The following is a 13,402-nucleotide window of genomic DNA, read 5'->3' on the forward strand; positions in this document are numbered from 1 at the left end:
CGCCCCCGGCCCCGCCCGCGGGCAAGGTCAGCGGAGCATCGCCGCCGCCCGCCCCAGCCTCAGGCAAAACCTCAGGCGCGGGGCTGGTCGGCAGGGTCGTCGAGGCTGTAACCGAGGCCACGGATGGTCGTTATCACGTCTGCGCCGAGCTTCTTGCGGATGCGGGTGACGAAGACTTCGATGGTGTTAGAATCCCGGTCGAAGTCCTGATCGTAGATGTGCTCGATCAGTTCGGTGCGGCTCACCACCTTGCCCTTGTGGTGCATGAGGTAGCTGAGCAGCTTGTATTCCTGCGCGGTGAGCTTGACCGGCTCGCCCGCGAGCGTCACGCGGCCCGAGCGGGTGTCCAGCCGCACGTCGCCGGCGGTGAGTTCGGAGGAGGTGTTGCCCGAAGCGCGGCGGATCAGCGCGCGCAGGCGGGCGATCAGTTCCTCGGTCTGGAACGGCTTGGCGAGATAGTCGTCCGCCCCCGCATCGAGCCCGGCGACCTTGTCGCTCCAGCTGTCACGCGCAGTCAGCACCAGCACCGGGAAGGCCCTGCCCTCGCGCCGCCACATGCCGAGCACGGTCAGCCCGTCGATCTCGGGCAGGCCCAAGTCGAGCACCACCGCGTCGTAATCCTCGGTCGAGCCCATGAAGTGCCCGTCCTCGCCATCGGTGGAGAGGTCAACGGCATAGCCCTGCCCTTCGAGCGTCGCCTTCAGCTGCGCGCCCAGCGTGGGTTCGTCCTCGACGATCAGAATGCGCATGGGTCCCCGGTTTCCTGATTGATGTTCGGCAGGTTCGTGCGCTTTTGGGCCGCAGGCGTCAAGCAAGCCCGCTGCGCCGATCCGGCTGCTTTCCCCCGCTCAGTGGCCATGGCGCAGCCGTCAGCGCGAGCGGCCGATGATGCGCCCGGTGCGGGCGTCGACATCGACATAGGTGACGCGGCCATCCTTGATGAACTTGAGGCGATAGGCGCGCGCGGTCGAATCATAGGCAAAGCCCAGATATTCGGCATCGCGCATCTGAGGCAGGATCTTCGCCTCGATCTCGCCCGAACGCATGATGTTGCCCGCCTGCGCCTCGCGGCGCGCCTCGCCCTGCTCGCCGCGCAGCTGGTCCGGCTTCTGCGCGAGCGCAGGCTCCCCTGCCAGAGCAAGGGCGGCCAGCGCACCGGTTAGAAAGGCAAGTTGCACGTTCATGACAGGATTGTGCCTAGCAAGTGTCCATTGAACAAGCCGTGAATGGCTCACTTCGTTGCGGGAGCGGCTTTGCCGAGCAGTTCGTAGGTGATGGTGACGCTCACGCCGGTCGCGACCTGGCCGGGCTGGATCGGGGTCGCGGTCGCCTCAAGCGCCATCGCCTTGGCTTCCGCGTAGCGCGGCACCATGCTCTCGATCGCCTCCGAGACCGCCAGCACCCGGACGTCCGCATAGCCGAGCATCGCGGCATAGGCGCGCGCCTGTGCCGCGCCGCGCGCGACGGCGGCCTTGCGGGCCTGCTCCTTCAAGGCGGTGTCGTCGGCAATGGCGAAGCTCGGCCCGCCGATGTCGGTCGCGCCCGCTTCTACCAGCGCATCGAGCACGCGGCCGGTGTCGTCGATCTTGCGCAGGATCACGCTCACCCGGTTGCTGGCCTGATAGCCGCGGAACACCGGGCTGCCGTTCTGGTAATCATATTGCGGGCCGAGCGCGACGCCAGTGGTCTGGATGTCCTTCTCGGCGATCCCCAGCGCCTTGATGCGGGCGATCACCTTGGTCATCTCCTCGGCGTTGCGGCGCATCGCGGCGGTCGCGGTCGGCTCGGTGGTGGTGACGCCCGCGCTGACGGTCGCCTGATCGGGCGCGGCATCAACGCTCTCGTAGATGCTGAGCTCGACCACCGGACCGGTGGGCGCGAGGTTGACCTGCGGCGCGGCGAAGGCGGCGGCGGGCAGCATCAGCGCCGAGGCGGCAGCGAGAGTGGCGACGGGTTTCAGCATGGGTATTTCCTTTCGTATTGCCGCGCCTTTGAAGCGTCTCGCCTTTCGCATGACTGAACCATGCGGGATACGCAGGCTTGCCGCTGGCCGCTCCAGTCCCTAGGTGCGGCGCACCATGGCACAGCCCCCCATCTTCTCGCTCGAAGGCGTGGCCCTGCAGCAGGGCGGCCGCTGGCTGTTCGGCGGGCCGACGCCGACCAGCGGCGCGGCGCCGATCGACCTGCATGTGCTCCCGGGCGACCGGCTGGCGCTGATCGGGCGGAACGGCGCGGGCAAGACGACGCTGCTGCGGCTCATCGCCGGACGGCTGGAGGCGGACCGCGGCCAGCGCCGGGTCAAGCCGGGCACGCGCATCGTGTTCCTCGAACAGGACCCCGACTTCGCGCCCTACGCCACCCTCATGGACTTCGCCCTCGGCGGCGAGGATGCGCCCGCGGCCCACGAGGTCGAGGCCATCGCCGGCCAGCTCGGCATCGACATGAGCCGACCCGCCGCCACCGCCAGCGGCGGCGAGAAGCGCCGCGCCGCCATTGCCCGCGCGCTGGCGCAGGACCCCGACCTCATCCTGCTCGACGAGCCGACCAACCACCTGGATCTCGCCGCGATCGACTGGCTGGAGGACTGGCTCTCCCGCTACCGCGGCGCCTTCATCACCATCAGCCACGACCGCACGTTCCTCACCCGGCTGACGCGGGCGACCCTGTGGCTCGACCGCGGGACGATGCGCCGCAAGGACATCGGCTTCGGCGGCTACGAGGCGTGGGAGGAGACCGTCTACGCCGAGGAGGCCCGCAACGCCGAACGGCTCGACGCCAAGCTCAAGATCGAGGCGCACTGGCTCGAGCGCGGGGTGACCGCAAGGCGCAAGCGCAATCAGGGGCGGCTCGAGAAGCTGCACCAGATGCGCGCCGTGAGGGCCGCGATGATTTCGGGCGCGGGCACCGCCAAGCTGAAGCTGGCGAGCGATGACGACTTCAAGTCCAAGTCGGTGATCGTCGCCGAGAACATCTCCAAGACATATGGCGCCGGAGATTCTTGGCGGGCGGTCATCAAGCCCTTCTCCCTGCGCATCCAGAACGGCGACCGCATCGGCATCGTCGGCGCGAACGGGGCGGGCAAGACCACGCTCCTGAAGCTCCTGACCCGCGAGATCGAGAGCGACACCGGCTCGGTCACCCATGCCCGCACCCTCTCGGGCGTGATGATCGACCAGCAGCGGAAGCTGCTCGAACCCCAGGCGACCGTCCGCCAGATCCTGGCCGAGGGCGGCGACTGGATCGACGTCAGGGGCGTGCGCAAGCATGTCATGGCCTACCTCAAGGACTTCCTGTTCGATCCCGGCCTCGTCGACACCAAGGTCGGCATCCTTTCCGGCGGCGAGCGTTCCCGCCTGTTGCTGGCCCGCGAGTTCGCCCGCACCGCCAACCTGCTGGTGCTCGACGAGCCCACCAACGACCTCGACCTCGAGACGCTCGACCTCCTGCAGGAGGTGATCGCCGACTTCGAGGGCACCGTCCTCATCGTCAGCCACGACCGCGACTTCCTCGACCGCACTGTCACCGTGACCCTCGGGCTCGACGGGTCGGGCAAGGTCGACATTGTCGCGGGCGGCTATGCCGACTGGGAGGCCAAGCGCCGCAAGCCTGCCGCCGCTGCCGCTCCGGCCAAGGCACCCGCTCCCGCCACTCCCACCCCCCAGCCCCCTCCCGCAGACGGGCGGGGGAGCACCAAGCTGACCTACAAGGACCAGCGCGACTACGAGATCCTCCCGGCGCGCATCGCCGAGCTCGAAGCCGCGATCGCCAAGGGCGAGGCGCTGCTCTCGGACCCCGCGCTCTACACCACAGACCCCGCCCGCTTCGCCGCCATCTCGCAGGGCATCGCCAATGCTCGTGCCGAGAAGGACGCGGCCGAAGAGCGCTGGCTGACCCTCGCCGAGTTGATCGAGGGATGAGCGGGCCTCCTGTGGGGGCACAAGGCAGCATCGACGACCTCAAGGCGGCCATCGCCGCCTGCACCCTGTGCGCCGCGCACCTGCCGCTGGGCCCGCGCCCGATCACCCGCTTCTCGCCCACCGCCCGCGTCCTCGTCATCGGGCAGGCGCCGGGCACCAGGGTGCACCTCTCCGGCGTGCCATGGGACGATGACAGCGGCGACCGGCTGCGCGGCTGGCTCGGCGTCGACAAGGCCACCTTCTACGACGAGGCGCGGCTCGCGCAGATGCCGATGGGCTTCTGCTACCCCGGCCGCGCGGCGGGCGGCGATGCCCCGCCGCGCCGCGAGTGCGCGCCGCAGTGGCACGAGGCGGTGCTCGCCCACTTGCCCGAAGACCGCCTCACGCTGCTGGTGGGTGCCCATGCCCAAGCCCGCTACCTGCCCGAGACCAAGGGCTGGTCGATGACCGACCGCGTGCGCGCCTTCGGGCAGTTCGGCAACCGCATCGCGCTGCCCCACCCCGCATGGCGCTCCCGGCTGTGGATGGCCAAGCACCCGTGGTTCGAGGCCGAGGTGCTCCCGCCGCTGCGGGCGCTGGTGGCGGCCCGCCTCGCCCGTGTTGGAGACACATGAGACACTGTCCAGAACACGAAAACCGCCTCACCTGATCCGGTAGTAGTCCGCCACCCGCTCGAGCGCGATGCGCAGCACCAGCTTGCCGCTCCGCGAGGGCCAGCCGAGGCTCTTCTCCGCCTCGGGCAGCGCCTCGCCGGCGCAGACCACGCGCCACAGGATGTCCTCCAGCCCCCGCCCCGCCGCGCTGATCGCCCCGTCGAAGCGTCGGCGCGCGGCGATGTGCTTCTCGCTCGGGTCGAGCCCGCCCGGCGCGGTCGACTTGGCCCGCACCGGGTCCCAGCGCATGGTGATGCTCGCAGGCAGCTGGGCGCGCTCGTAATCGGCGCGCAGGGCCTCGCCCGCATCGAACAGCCGTTCGGAGAGGTGCCCGCGCGCGTGCAGCCAGGCGAGCGGGCTTTCGGCCAGATTGACCGTCACCGAGCGCGAGCGCGCCAGCCCCCCCGGCCCCGCCGGACGCAGGCGCGGGCCTTCCGAGGTCAGTTCGCGTTCGACGAGATGGCGCTTCATGGGCGAATCCTCCGGTTGTTGCCCACAGGACTTGCCAAGAAAGATCATCTGTAGGAAAGAAGAAACCAATCCGGTTACATTTTTCTATTGGGGCATGATGACCAACCGCATCCGCGACATCCGCAAGGCCAAGGGGCTCACGCTCGCCGATCTCGCCGCCGCCTGCCAGCCGCCGACCACCGCACAGACCATCGGGCGGCTCGAGACCGGGATGCGGCAATTGTCGCTCGGGTGGATGAACAAGATCGCCGCCGCATTGGGCGTCGAGCCCGCCAGCCTGATGCGCGCCGAGACCGCCGCACCGGCGCAGATCGTCGCCGACCTTACCGCCTCGGGCCCGCAGGCGCTTACCAACCCGCGCGAGGCGCTTGCGCCGAGCGCGCTCGCCGAAGGCGACGGCCCGCCCCCGCTCGTTCTCGCGGTCACCGAAAGCGTCGGCGAATACCGGCCGGGCGACCTCGTGTGGCTGCGCCCGCTCGATCCGGATGCTCTGCAATCGGCGATCAACCGGGACTGCCTCGTCCCCAAGCCCGGCGGGCGCTTCGCCTTCGGGCGGCTGATAGACCGGCGCGGCTCGCTTGTGGGCCTGCTGCCGCCGGGCGCGGGGCAGAAGCAGGTGGTGGTCGACAACCCGCCCTGGGTCGCGGTCGCCTTCATGCTGGTCAGAGCGCTTTAACGCGCGCGCTGGTAGGCAGGCAGGCGTGAAGCACGCTCTCGTCCTCTCGACGCTCTACCCCAACCCGGTGAACCCCCGGTTCGGCACCTTCGTCGCGCGATCGATCGAGGCGCTGGCGAAGCGCGGCGACTGGCGGGTGACGGTGGTGAACCCCATCGGCCTGCCGCCGCTGGCGCTCGGCCGCTACCGCGCGCTCGCCGACCTGCCGCAAGTGGCCGAGGAAGGCGGTGTCACCGTGCACCGCCCGCACTTCACCCTGATCCCGCGCATCGGCGCGCGCCGCAACGCCGCCGCCATCGCGCGCGCCGTGCTGCCGCTGGCGCAGCGCCTCCATGCCGAGACGCCCTTCGACCTCGTCGATGCGCAGTTCTTCTTTCCCGATGGCCCTGCGGCCGCGATCATCGCGCGCGGGCTTGGCCTCCCGCTCTCGATCAAGGCGCGCGGGAGCGACATCACATTGTGGGGCAAGGAGGGATTTGCGGCGGCGCAGATGGTCGAGGCGTCACGGCAGGCGAAAGGCCTGCTCGCGGTAAGCCATGATCTCGCGCGCCAGATGGCGGCAATGGGCATGCCGGCCGAAAAGATCACGGTGCATTACACTGGGCTCGACCGTGACCGCTTCCGGCCCTTCGACCACCCGCAGCTGCGCCGCCAGCTCTCCGAGGAGCTGGGCTTTGCCATGCCGACGGGGGTGCCGCTGCTCGTCTGCGTCGGGGCGCTGATCGCGCGCAAGGGCCAGGCCATCGCGATCAAGGCGCTGCAATCCGTGCCCGAGGCGCGGCTGGTGCTGATCGGCAAGGGCGAGGACGAGGCGGCCCTGCGCGCGCAGGCGCAGCGCGAAGGCGTGGAGAGCCGCGTCTTCTTCGCAGGTTCCGTCGACCACGACCTGATGCCGCTGCTGCTCTCGGCGGCCGACGTGATGGTGCTGCCGACCGCGAACGAGGGGCTCGCCAATGCCTGGGTCGAAGCGCTCGCCTGCGGGACGCCGGTGGTGACCTGCGACGTCGGCGGCGCGCGCGAGCTGATTGCGAGCGAGACGGCCGGGCGGCTGGTCGAACGCACGCCGGAAGCGGTGGCGGCCGGGATCAACGCCATCCTCGCCAGCCCGCCCCCGCGCGAGGCGGTGGCCGCGCTGACCGAGGGTTTCAGCTGGGACGCCAATGCGGCGGCGCTGGCGGCCTATTGGGAGGGGTTGGTGGCCGCCTGACGGCAGCGCAAGCCTCCCCTACCCCTGCCCCTTCGCCAGCTTTTCCTGCTTCTCCAGCGCCGTCTCGGCGGCGGGGACGAAGCTGCTCGTCGTCACCCCCATCCAGATCAGCAGCGGGCCGGCCATGTAGATCGAGGAATAGGTCCCCACGAACAGGCCCACGGTGATCGCCGCGACCATGCCGAACAGGCTCGGCGGGCCGAAGAACAGCAGCGGGATCAGCGCCACGAACAGCGTCAGCGAGGTCATCACCGTGCGCGCCAGCGTCTCGTTGACCGACAGGTCGAGCAGCGCGCCCATCTCCATCTTGCGGAACTTCTTGAGGTTCTCGCGGATGCGGTCGTAGACCACGATGGTGTCGTTCAGCGAATAGCCGATGATCGCGAGGATCGCCGCGACGATCTGCAAGCTGAACTCCCACTGGGTCAGCGCGAACAGCCCCACCGTGATCGACACGTCGTGCACCAGCGCGAACATCGCGCCCACGCCGAACTGCCATTCGAAGCGCACCCAGATATAGACCGAGACCGCCGCCATCGCCGCGAGCAGCGCGAGGATCGCCTGGTTGCGGAACTCGCCCGCGACCTTGCCCGAGACCGTGTCGTTGCCGTCGACGCGGGCGTCGGCGTAATCGGCCTTGACCGCTCCGATCACCTGCTCGCCGATCTTCTTGGCGGCATCGGGGGACTCCTCGACGCCGTCGGGCAGCTTGACCCGGATCGAGACCTGGTTGGGGGCGCCGAATTCCTGCACCACCGGCTCGCCATAGCCGAGGGTGGCGATCTTCTCGCGCAGGCTCGGGATCGGCGCGGCGGTCTGCTGCGTGAAGGTCATGCGCACTTCCTGGCCGCCGGCAAAGTCGACGCCGAAGGCAAGGCCGTTGACCGCGACCGCGATCCAGCTCCCCACGATCAGCACGATGCTGAGCACGAAGAAGGGAATGCGCAGTTTGAGGAACTGGATGTTGGTGTTGTCGGGGACAAGCTTCAGGAGTTTCATGTGACCCGGCTCCTCAGATGGTGATGTCGTTGGGGCGCGCCTTGCGCAGCCATCCGGCGACGAACATGCGGGTGAGGGTCACGCCGGTGAACACCGAGGTGATGATCCCGATGAACAGCACCACCGCAAAGCCGCGCACCGGGCCGGTGCCGAACATGCCCAGCGCGACGGCCGAGATGAGGTTGGTGAGGTTCGCGTCGAAGATCGCGCGGCTGGCTTCCTTGTAGCCGGTCTCGACCGCGGCGACGACCTTGCGCCCGCGCGCGCGCTCTTCGCGGATGCGCTCGTTGATGAGGACGTTGGCATCGACCGCCGCGCCGATGGTGATGACGAAGCCCGCGATCCCCGGCAGGCTCAGCGTGAAGCCGAACAGCGCCATCAGCCCGAGCAGCATCAGCACGTTGAACACCAGCGCCACGGTGGCATAGACCCCGAAGCGGCCATAGCTGACGATCATCAGCACGATCACCGCGAGGCTGCCGATTCCCATCGCGATCAGGCCCTTGCGGATCGAGTCCGCGCCAAGGTCCGGCCCGACAGTGCGTTCCTCGACCACCGCCAGCGGCACCGGCAGCGCGCCTGAACGCAGCGCGATCGCGAGGGTATTGGCGCTCTCGGCGGTGAAGCTCCCCGAGATCTGCGCCCGCCCGCCGAGGATCGGCTCGTTGATGCCCGGCGCCGAAAGCACCTGCCCGTCGAGGATGATCGCAAACGGCTTGCCGACGTTCTCGGTGGTGAGCTTGGCGAACTTGGCCCCGCCCTGCGCGTCGAAGGCGATGGTGACGACGGCCTGCCCGTTCTGCGGATCGCGCTCGGCCTGCGCGCCGGTGAGGTTGTCGCCGCGGATCCCGCCCAGCCGCTTGACCGCGATGGCGCTGCCCGCGCCCGGGGTGCCCGGGGCATATTGGACGATCTGGCTGCCCGCCGGCGCAATCCCTGCGTCGATGTTGGTCTGCAGCGCATTGAGATCGACCAGCTTGAACTCGAGCTGCGCGGTCTTGCCTAGCAAATCCTTCAGCCCCTGCGGGTCCTGCAGGCCCGGCACCTGCACCACGATGCGGGTCGCGCCCTGGCGGATGATGGTCGGCTCGCGCGTGCCGAGCTCGTCGATGCGGCGGCGCACGACTTCGGTGGCGCTGTCCATCGCATCGTCGATCGCCTGGTTCACCCCGGCATCGGTCTGCGAGAGCACGATGCGCTGCCCGTCGACGACGTTGAGCTCCCACTCGCGCACCGTGGTCGCGCCCTGCATGGCCGGCTCGATCAGCCCGCGCGCGCGGTCGATGTCGGCGGCATTCTCGAGGATGAAGGACAGCTGCCCCCCCGCGGTCGACACGTCGCCGATGCGGATGCGCGGCTCGGCATTGCGCATCAGCTGGCGGACCGTCTCCTCCATGTTCTCGAGCCGCTGCGCGCGCACGTCGGCGGCCTTGGCTTCGAGCAGCAGGTGCGAGCCGCCGGCAAGGTCGAGGCCGAGATTGACCTGCGGGTCGGGCAGCGCCGAGGGCCAGTCGATCCCGGCGACATTGGCCAGCGAAGGCAGCGCCAGCAGCGATGCCGCCAGCGTCGTCGCCCACAGCGACAGCTTTTTCCAGAGGGGAAAGTCGAGCATTGCGTCAGGGTCTCACACGCAAAAGTTCATGGTCGCGACCAGCCGATGCGGCCGCGCAGAAATTCAGTCGTTGGCCGGCTTGCCGGCGGGCGGGATGATGTCGCCCAGCGTCGCCTTGATCGCCTTGACGCGGACATTGGGGCCGAGATCGAGCTCGACATAGGTGTCGTCGACCTTGACCACCTTGCCCACAAGGCCGCCCGCGGTCACCACCTGGTCGCCCTTCTTGACGGCGGCGATCTTGGCCTGGTGTTCCTTCTGCTTCTTCATCTGCGGCGAGATGATCAGGAACCAGAAGATCGCGATCATGCCGACGATCGGCACGATGTTGAGCCAGAAGGCCGCCCCCGAAGGCGCGCCCGCCCCGGCAGCGGCGGCGAGAAGGTCGATTGTCATGCGCTAGAGCCCGTCAGATCCCGTGAAACTTCGTAAGGAGCTTGTCGCCCCCGGCGTTCAAGTGGGCGCGCCTAGCAGCATTGCAAGCGGGTCGCAATGATTGGGGCCACCTGCGTTGGCGCAGACCTCCCGCCCCGCCTCCCCACCCGGCCACCATAGCATGATCGTATCATTGGTGGCCGGGTGGGGAGGCGGGGCGGGAGGTCTGCATCGCGCGTGAGCGCGATCGCACAACAAACCCTCCCAAACCCGCTTGCCAGCCTCAAACACCGCGCCTATAGGCCCCGCTCCACTGGTGACGGGACGTAGCGCAGCCTGGTAGCGCATCACACTGGGGGTGTGGGGGTCGGAGGTTCGAATCCTCTCGTCCCGACCAGTGGACTTCTATCCTGACAATCTGTTTGCCCTATCCGGCGTTGTCCGGCTGGCGCTTGTCCGGCAGCCTAGAAGCTGACGGGCGCGCCTGCGGCGTGGCGGACCGGCTCTTCGAAAGACCGGCCTTCCAGCTGGCGACCAATGGCGCTGCGGCGCGGCAGGTCGAACTTGCTCAGAATGGCATGGACATGGTTCTTGACCGTCGCCGGGCTGATCGCCAGCTCGCGCGCGATCTGCTTGTTCGACAGGCCGCTGGCGACCAGCCTGGCGACCTCTGCCTCGCGCGAGGTGAGCCTATCGCTGGCGCGCAGTTCTGCATCGCGGGCGATGGCGGCCAGCCGGTCGAGCAGCCGCGCGGTGAGATCCGGCGGACAGGCGCTGAGCCCATGCGCGGCCTGCATCGCCGCCTCGCAGATCGCCTCGATCGAACCGTCCTGCCCGACAAAGGCGCGCACCCCCGCTTCGGCGCAGGCCAGCGCATCGTCGACCTCGTTGATCCCGAAAGCGACGATCCCGATCCCCGGACTGGCCTTGCTCAGCTGCCGCGCCTGACCCAGCGCGCGCCGCCGCGAGGTATCGAGCACCACCACCTCGATCCCGCCATCCGCAACGATCTCGATCGCCTCGGCGATGGCAGCGGCACCGACCATTTCGAAGCGCTGCGTGCGCGAGAGCGCGGCGAGCATGCCTTCGCGGAACAGCACGATATCACCGACGATCAGCAATCGCGGAAGACCCCTGCGCGGCAGCGGTAATTCGATAGACATCCTGCCCTCCGACCTGTCGGTAGCCGATGCTGGCCGTCCCGCAGCTCACCCGGGCTGCGGCCTGTGCCGGTCATCGCTGAAAATTCTGTCCCATCAATTGGCACAGGATAGGCCCGTCCTTGACCGCCACATTGGCTTTTTCCGCCAAGTTTCCAGGGCCACGCGGATAGAGGGGTGCCGGGCAGGCCGCGCGCCTCCGGTCCGGACCGGGGGCATGGACCATTCGGCCTATGCCTGCGGCCCCGCCGCAATCAGCAATTACAACCGGATAGGTCGGGACGGCGAGCTGTAACGCCCCCGCAATGCCGGCCTTCGCGTCGCTCCGGGGGGCAAGAGGATACAGGCCGTCGGGCCGGGAAAGCAGCCTGATCGGATGGCCGGATCACCCGGCGCAGGCCACCGGCTGGCCCGTTCGGGTCATAGGCCCGCGCCCTGCCCCGCGCCTAAGCCAAGGCATGTCCGCAGCAGCTTTGAGCAGCGAGGTGCACGCCGTGATTCGCATCACCCTCGGAACAATGCCGAGCCTCCTGCGCGAGATCATCGCATCGACCCTCGCGACCCAGCCCGATTTCGATGTCACCGGGCAGACCCGCGATCCTGCGGGGGCCGGGTCCGATGTCCTGCTGCTGTGTTCGGGGACAGGCGACAACGTCGCGCTTGCCGATCTGCTGCGCGCCAATCCGCCCGCGATCATCGCGCTCGACGCAAGGGGAGAGCAGGCCGCGATCCTGCATCTCGAATGCCGCGAGGAGCCGCTCTCGGCACCCGGCGATCTGTGCGGGATCGTGCGCGAGGCGGCCCGCGGCCTGGCGGGGACACGCCACTGATGGCCCGCCACATGGCCATCGCCGCGGTCTGTGCCGCGATCAAGGGCGTGCTGAGCGAGACCTATCCGCGCAGCCAGTTCGGCACCAAGCTCAAGATCGACACGATCCAGCCCAAGGATGTCGCCACACTCAGCGACGAGGGCATCGCGATCCTGCTGTGGCGGGTGACGGTCAACACCCAGCGGCGCGGCCTGCCGCCGCGCGTCGATGCCGACGGGCGCACCTTCCGGCCCTCGCTGCCGCTCGATCTGCACATCATGATGCTGCCCTACGCCACCAATGCCGAGCGCCAGCACCGCATTCTGGGCTGGATGATGCGGGCGATGGCCGATGCCGGGGCGATCAACGCCGGCCAGCTCAACCACTACCTGTCCGAAACCGACGTATTCCCCGCGATCGAAAGCGTCGAGCCGGTCTGCGATCCGCTCGCGACGGCGGACTATATCACGATGTGGTCGCGCATCGAGAAGGCGCCGCTCGGCATCAACTATCTGGTGCGGATGGTGCTGATCGACAGCGAGATGTCGCTCGATACCGGCGCGCCGGTGGTCGAGCGCGTGATCAAGGCAGGGGTGCCGGCGGAATGATCGCGCAGCTTGCCCCGGGCCACGACGTGGTCGCGCTGCCCGTGCCGCTCGGCATTCGCCTGCGCGACACGGCCACGGCGCGCTTTGTCGGGAGCGGTGTCGATGTCGGGGTCGAGCGCGCGGTCGCCGCCGCGCGCCGCCACGTGCTCGCACCGACGCCTTCGGGCCACTGGGTGAACCAGGGCGTGCTGGGCGAATTGCGCAGCCTGCCGGCCGATCCTGCCGCGTGGCCCGCCAACCGCCGCGCGTTCCGCATCGCGGTTGACGACCCCTCGGGACAATACCTGCCGCTGCGGCTGGTCGGCGACCTGCCGGTCAATGGCACGCTGGTGTGGGGCGGATGGCCGGCGCTGCCGGCGGCGGACTACGGGCCGCTGATGCCGGCGGGCGCGGCGCAGGGGTTCAAGCCTGCGTGGCTGCCGCTGTTCCCCTCGAGCGCCTATTCTGCCGGGCCGCTCGCCCGGGTGCATGCGCATCTGGCGCTGCGCGATCCGGCGACGGGCGCGCTGGTCGACGCTGCCTGGGCACTGGTCAAGGTTTCGCTGGGCGCACGCGTGATCGGCCTCGGTCTGGCCGACGCGGGCGGCGCGGTCGGAGTGTTCTTCCCTTACCCGCTGCTCCCCGACCTGACCCCGCAGCAGAAGACCCAGGGCCGCCCCGTCGCCGGATGGGACGTGACGATCGCAGTGCACTGCACCGGTCTCGGCAAGCCGGGCGATGCCGCCGTGGTGCCCGATCTCGCCGCCATTCTCGCCCAGCTTGCCCAGCCTGCGCGGAGAGCGTTGCGCACCACCGCCGCCGCGCTGCCCGCGCTCGGCGTGCAACGCCTGCTGCTCGGCACCCCGCTGGTGCTGCGCAGCGAAAGCCCGCCCGGCACCCGCAAATCTTCGCTGTACCTCAACAACCCCTGATTTC

The 13,402-nt window shown here is 69.1% G+C and carries 15 protein-coding genes and 1 tRNA gene; 8 read left to right on the plus strand and 8 right to left on the minus strand.

Annotated elements, in window-relative coordinates:
- Positions 1 to 71: 71 nt before the first annotated feature.
- The 3 genes from PFX90_RS04295 to PFX90_RS04305 all read right to left on the minus strand — a co-directional run bounded on the left by PFX90_RS04295 (position 72) and on the right by PFX90_RS04305 (position 1,963).
- Complete coding sequence (locus PFX90_RS04295; protein WP_017666152.1) at positions 72 to 749, minus strand: response regulator transcription factor; 678 nt, start codon at positions 747 to 749, stop codon at positions 72 to 74.
- A gap of 120 nt (positions 750 to 869) precedes the next feature.
- Positions 870 to 1,184: a PepSY domain-containing protein gene (locus PFX90_RS04300; protein ID WP_285710977.1), complete on the minus strand. Its 315-nt coding sequence runs from the start codon at positions 1,182 to 1,184 to the stop codon at positions 870 to 872.
- A gap of 47 nt (positions 1,185 to 1,231) precedes the next feature.
- Positions 1,232 to 1,963, minus strand: a complete 732-nt coding sequence (locus PFX90_RS04305; RefSeq protein WP_285710979.1) for an SIMPL domain-containing protein — start codon at positions 1,961 to 1,963, stop codon at positions 1,232 to 1,234.
- Positions 1,964 to 2,078: 115 nt separating this feature from the next.
- Here PFX90_RS04305 and PFX90_RS04310 point away from each other — a divergent pair, with 115 nt between their 5' ends.
- Together PFX90_RS04310 and PFX90_RS04315 are read left to right on the plus strand one after the other, a co-directional pair.
- Positions 2,079 to 3,917, plus strand: a complete 1,839-nt coding sequence (locus PFX90_RS04310; protein WP_285710983.1) for an ABC-F family ATP-binding cassette domain-containing protein — start codon at positions 2,079 to 2,081, stop codon at positions 3,915 to 3,917.
- Positions 3,914 to 4,531 carry a uracil-DNA glycosylase family protein gene (locus PFX90_RS04315; RefSeq protein ID WP_285710987.1) on the plus strand — a complete coding sequence of 206 codons (618 nt, stop codon included), beginning with the start codon at positions 3,914 to 3,916 and terminating at the stop codon, positions 4,529 to 4,531. Before PFX90_RS04310 ends, PFX90_RS04315 begins: the two co-directional genes overlap by 4 nt.
- Before the next feature lie 27 nt (positions 4,532 to 4,558).
- Here PFX90_RS04315 and PFX90_RS04320 read toward each other — a convergent pair whose 3' ends face one another.
- A complete protein-coding gene (locus PFX90_RS04320) occupies positions 4,559 to 5,041 on the minus strand; it encodes a DUF6456 domain-containing protein (RefSeq protein WP_285710989.1) in 483 nt (160 codons plus the stop codon).
- Between the two features lie 97 nt (positions 5,042 to 5,138).
- On the opposite strand from PFX90_RS04320, the gene PFX90_RS04325 reads away from it, so the two are divergent.
- The gene (locus PFX90_RS04325; RefSeq protein ID WP_285711244.1) at positions 5,139 to 5,717 is read left to right on the plus strand and encodes a helix-turn-helix domain-containing protein; all 579 of its coding nucleotides are present in this window, start codon (positions 5,139 to 5,141) and stop codon (positions 5,715 to 5,717) included.
- A gap of 25 nt (positions 5,718 to 5,742) precedes the next feature.
- The gene (locus tag PFX90_RS04330) at positions 5,743 to 6,924 is read left to right on the plus strand and encodes a glycosyltransferase (protein WP_285710992.1); all 1,182 of its coding nucleotides are present in this window, start codon (positions 5,743 to 5,745) and stop codon (positions 6,922 to 6,924) included.
- An 18-nt stretch (positions 6,925 to 6,942) separates the two neighbouring features.
- Here the strand turns inward: PFX90_RS04330 and secF are convergent, their stop codons facing one another.
- From secF to yajC, 3 genes are all read right to left on the minus strand, one after another.
- The gene (gene secF / locus PFX90_RS04335; protein ID WP_285710995.1) at positions 6,943 to 7,923 is read right to left on the minus strand and encodes a protein translocase subunit SecF; all 981 of its coding nucleotides are present in this window, start codon (positions 7,921 to 7,923) and stop codon (positions 6,943 to 6,945) included.
- Positions 7,924 to 7,936: 13 nt separating this feature from the next.
- Positions 7,937 to 9,535: a protein translocase subunit SecD gene (gene secD / locus PFX90_RS04340; protein WP_285710997.1), complete on the minus strand. Its 1,599-nt coding sequence runs from the start codon at positions 9,533 to 9,535 to the stop codon at positions 7,937 to 7,939.
- A 63-nt stretch (positions 9,536 to 9,598) separates the two neighbouring features.
- A complete protein-coding gene (gene yajC / locus PFX90_RS04345; RefSeq protein ID WP_285710999.1) occupies positions 9,599 to 9,931 on the minus strand; it encodes a preprotein translocase subunit YajC in 333 nt (110 codons plus the stop codon).
- A gap of 299 nt (positions 9,932 to 10,230) precedes the next feature.
- On the opposite strand from yajC, the gene PFX90_RS04350 reads away from it, so the two are divergent.
- Positions 10,231 to 10,307, plus strand: a tRNA-Pro gene (locus tag PFX90_RS04350).
- A gap of 67 nt (positions 10,308 to 10,374) precedes the next feature.
- Here the strand turns inward: PFX90_RS04350 and PFX90_RS04355 are convergent.
- Positions 10,375 to 11,073 carry a response regulator transcription factor gene (locus PFX90_RS04355; RefSeq protein ID WP_285711004.1) on the minus strand — a complete coding sequence of 233 codons (699 nt, stop codon included), beginning with the start codon at positions 11,071 to 11,073 and terminating at the stop codon, positions 10,375 to 10,377.
- A gap of 491 nt (positions 11,074 to 11,564) precedes the next feature.
- Here PFX90_RS04355 and PFX90_RS04360 point away from each other — a divergent pair, with 491 nt between their 5' ends.
- The 3 genes from PFX90_RS04360 to PFX90_RS04370 are packed head-to-tail and all read left to right on the plus strand — an operon-like array spanning position 11,565 to position 13,398.
- Positions 11,565 to 11,900 carry a hypothetical protein gene (locus PFX90_RS04360; protein ID WP_285711006.1) on the plus strand — a complete coding sequence of 112 codons (336 nt, stop codon included), beginning with the start codon at positions 11,565 to 11,567 and terminating at the stop codon, positions 11,898 to 11,900.
- Entirely contained in the window at positions 11,900 to 12,487 is a 588-nt protein-coding gene (locus tag PFX90_RS04365) for a Pvc16 family protein (protein WP_285711007.1), read from the plus strand. The genes PFX90_RS04360 and PFX90_RS04365 overlap by 1 nt, the downstream gene beginning before the upstream one ends.
- On the plus strand, positions 12,484 to 13,398 hold the full coding sequence (locus tag PFX90_RS04370) for a hypothetical protein (RefSeq protein WP_285711009.1): 915 nt from the start codon (positions 12,484 to 12,486) through the stop codon (positions 13,396 to 13,398). The genes PFX90_RS04365 and PFX90_RS04370 overlap by 4 nt, the downstream gene beginning before the upstream one ends.
- Positions 13,399 to 13,402: the final 4 nt, after the last annotated feature.

Origin of the sequence: Erythrobacter oryzae (assembly GCF_030271515.1) — a bacterium.
Classification (GTDB): domain Bacteria; phylum Pseudomonadota; class Alphaproteobacteria; order Sphingomonadales; family Sphingomonadaceae; genus Erythrobacter; species Erythrobacter oryzae.

Coding starts and splice junctions, on each gene's coding strand:
- PFX90_RS04295 (WP_017666152.1), bottom strand. CDS start 749: ATGCGCATTCTGATCGTCGAGGACGAACCCACGCTGGGCGCGCAGCTG.
- PFX90_RS04300 (WP_285710977.1), bottom strand. CDS start 1,184: ATGAACGTGCAACTTGCCTTTCTAACCGGTGCGCTGGCCGCCCTTGCT.
- PFX90_RS04305 (WP_285710979.1), bottom strand. CDS start 1,963: ATGCTGAAACCCGTCGCCACTCTCGCTGCCGCCTCGGCGCTGATGCTG.
- PFX90_RS04310 (WP_285710983.1), top strand. CDS start 2,079: ATGGCACAGCCCCCCATCTTCTCGCTCGAAGGCGTGGCCCTGCAGCAG.
- PFX90_RS04315 (WP_285710987.1), top strand. CDS start 3,914: ATGAGCGGGCCTCCTGTGGGGGCACAAGGCAGCATCGACGACCTCAAG.
- PFX90_RS04320 (WP_285710989.1), bottom strand. CDS start 5,041: ATGAAGCGCCATCTCGTCGAACGCGAACTGACCTCGGAAGGCCCGCGC.
- PFX90_RS04325 (WP_285711244.1), top strand. CDS start 5,139: ATGACCAACCGCATCCGCGACATCCGCAAGGCCAAGGGGCTCACGCTC.
- secF (WP_285710995.1), bottom strand. CDS start 7,923: ATGAAACTCCTGAAGCTTGTCCCCGACAACACCAACATCCAGTTCCTC.
- secD (WP_285710997.1), bottom strand. CDS start 9,535: ATGCTCGACTTTCCCCTCTGGAAAAAGCTGTCGCTGTGGGCGACGACG.
- yajC (WP_285710999.1), bottom strand. CDS start 9,931: ATGACAATCGACCTTCTCGCCGCCGCTGCCGGGGCGGGCGCGCCTTCG.
- PFX90_RS04355 (WP_285711004.1), bottom strand. CDS start 11,073: ATGTCTATCGAATTACCGCTGCCGCGCAGGGGTCTTCCGCGATTGCTG.
- PFX90_RS04365 (WP_285711007.1), top strand. CDS start 11,900: ATGGCCCGCCACATGGCCATCGCCGCGGTCTGTGCCGCGATCAAGGGC.
- PFX90_RS04370 (WP_285711009.1), top strand. CDS start 12,484: ATGATCGCGCAGCTTGCCCCGGGCCACGACGTGGTCGCGCTGCCCGTG.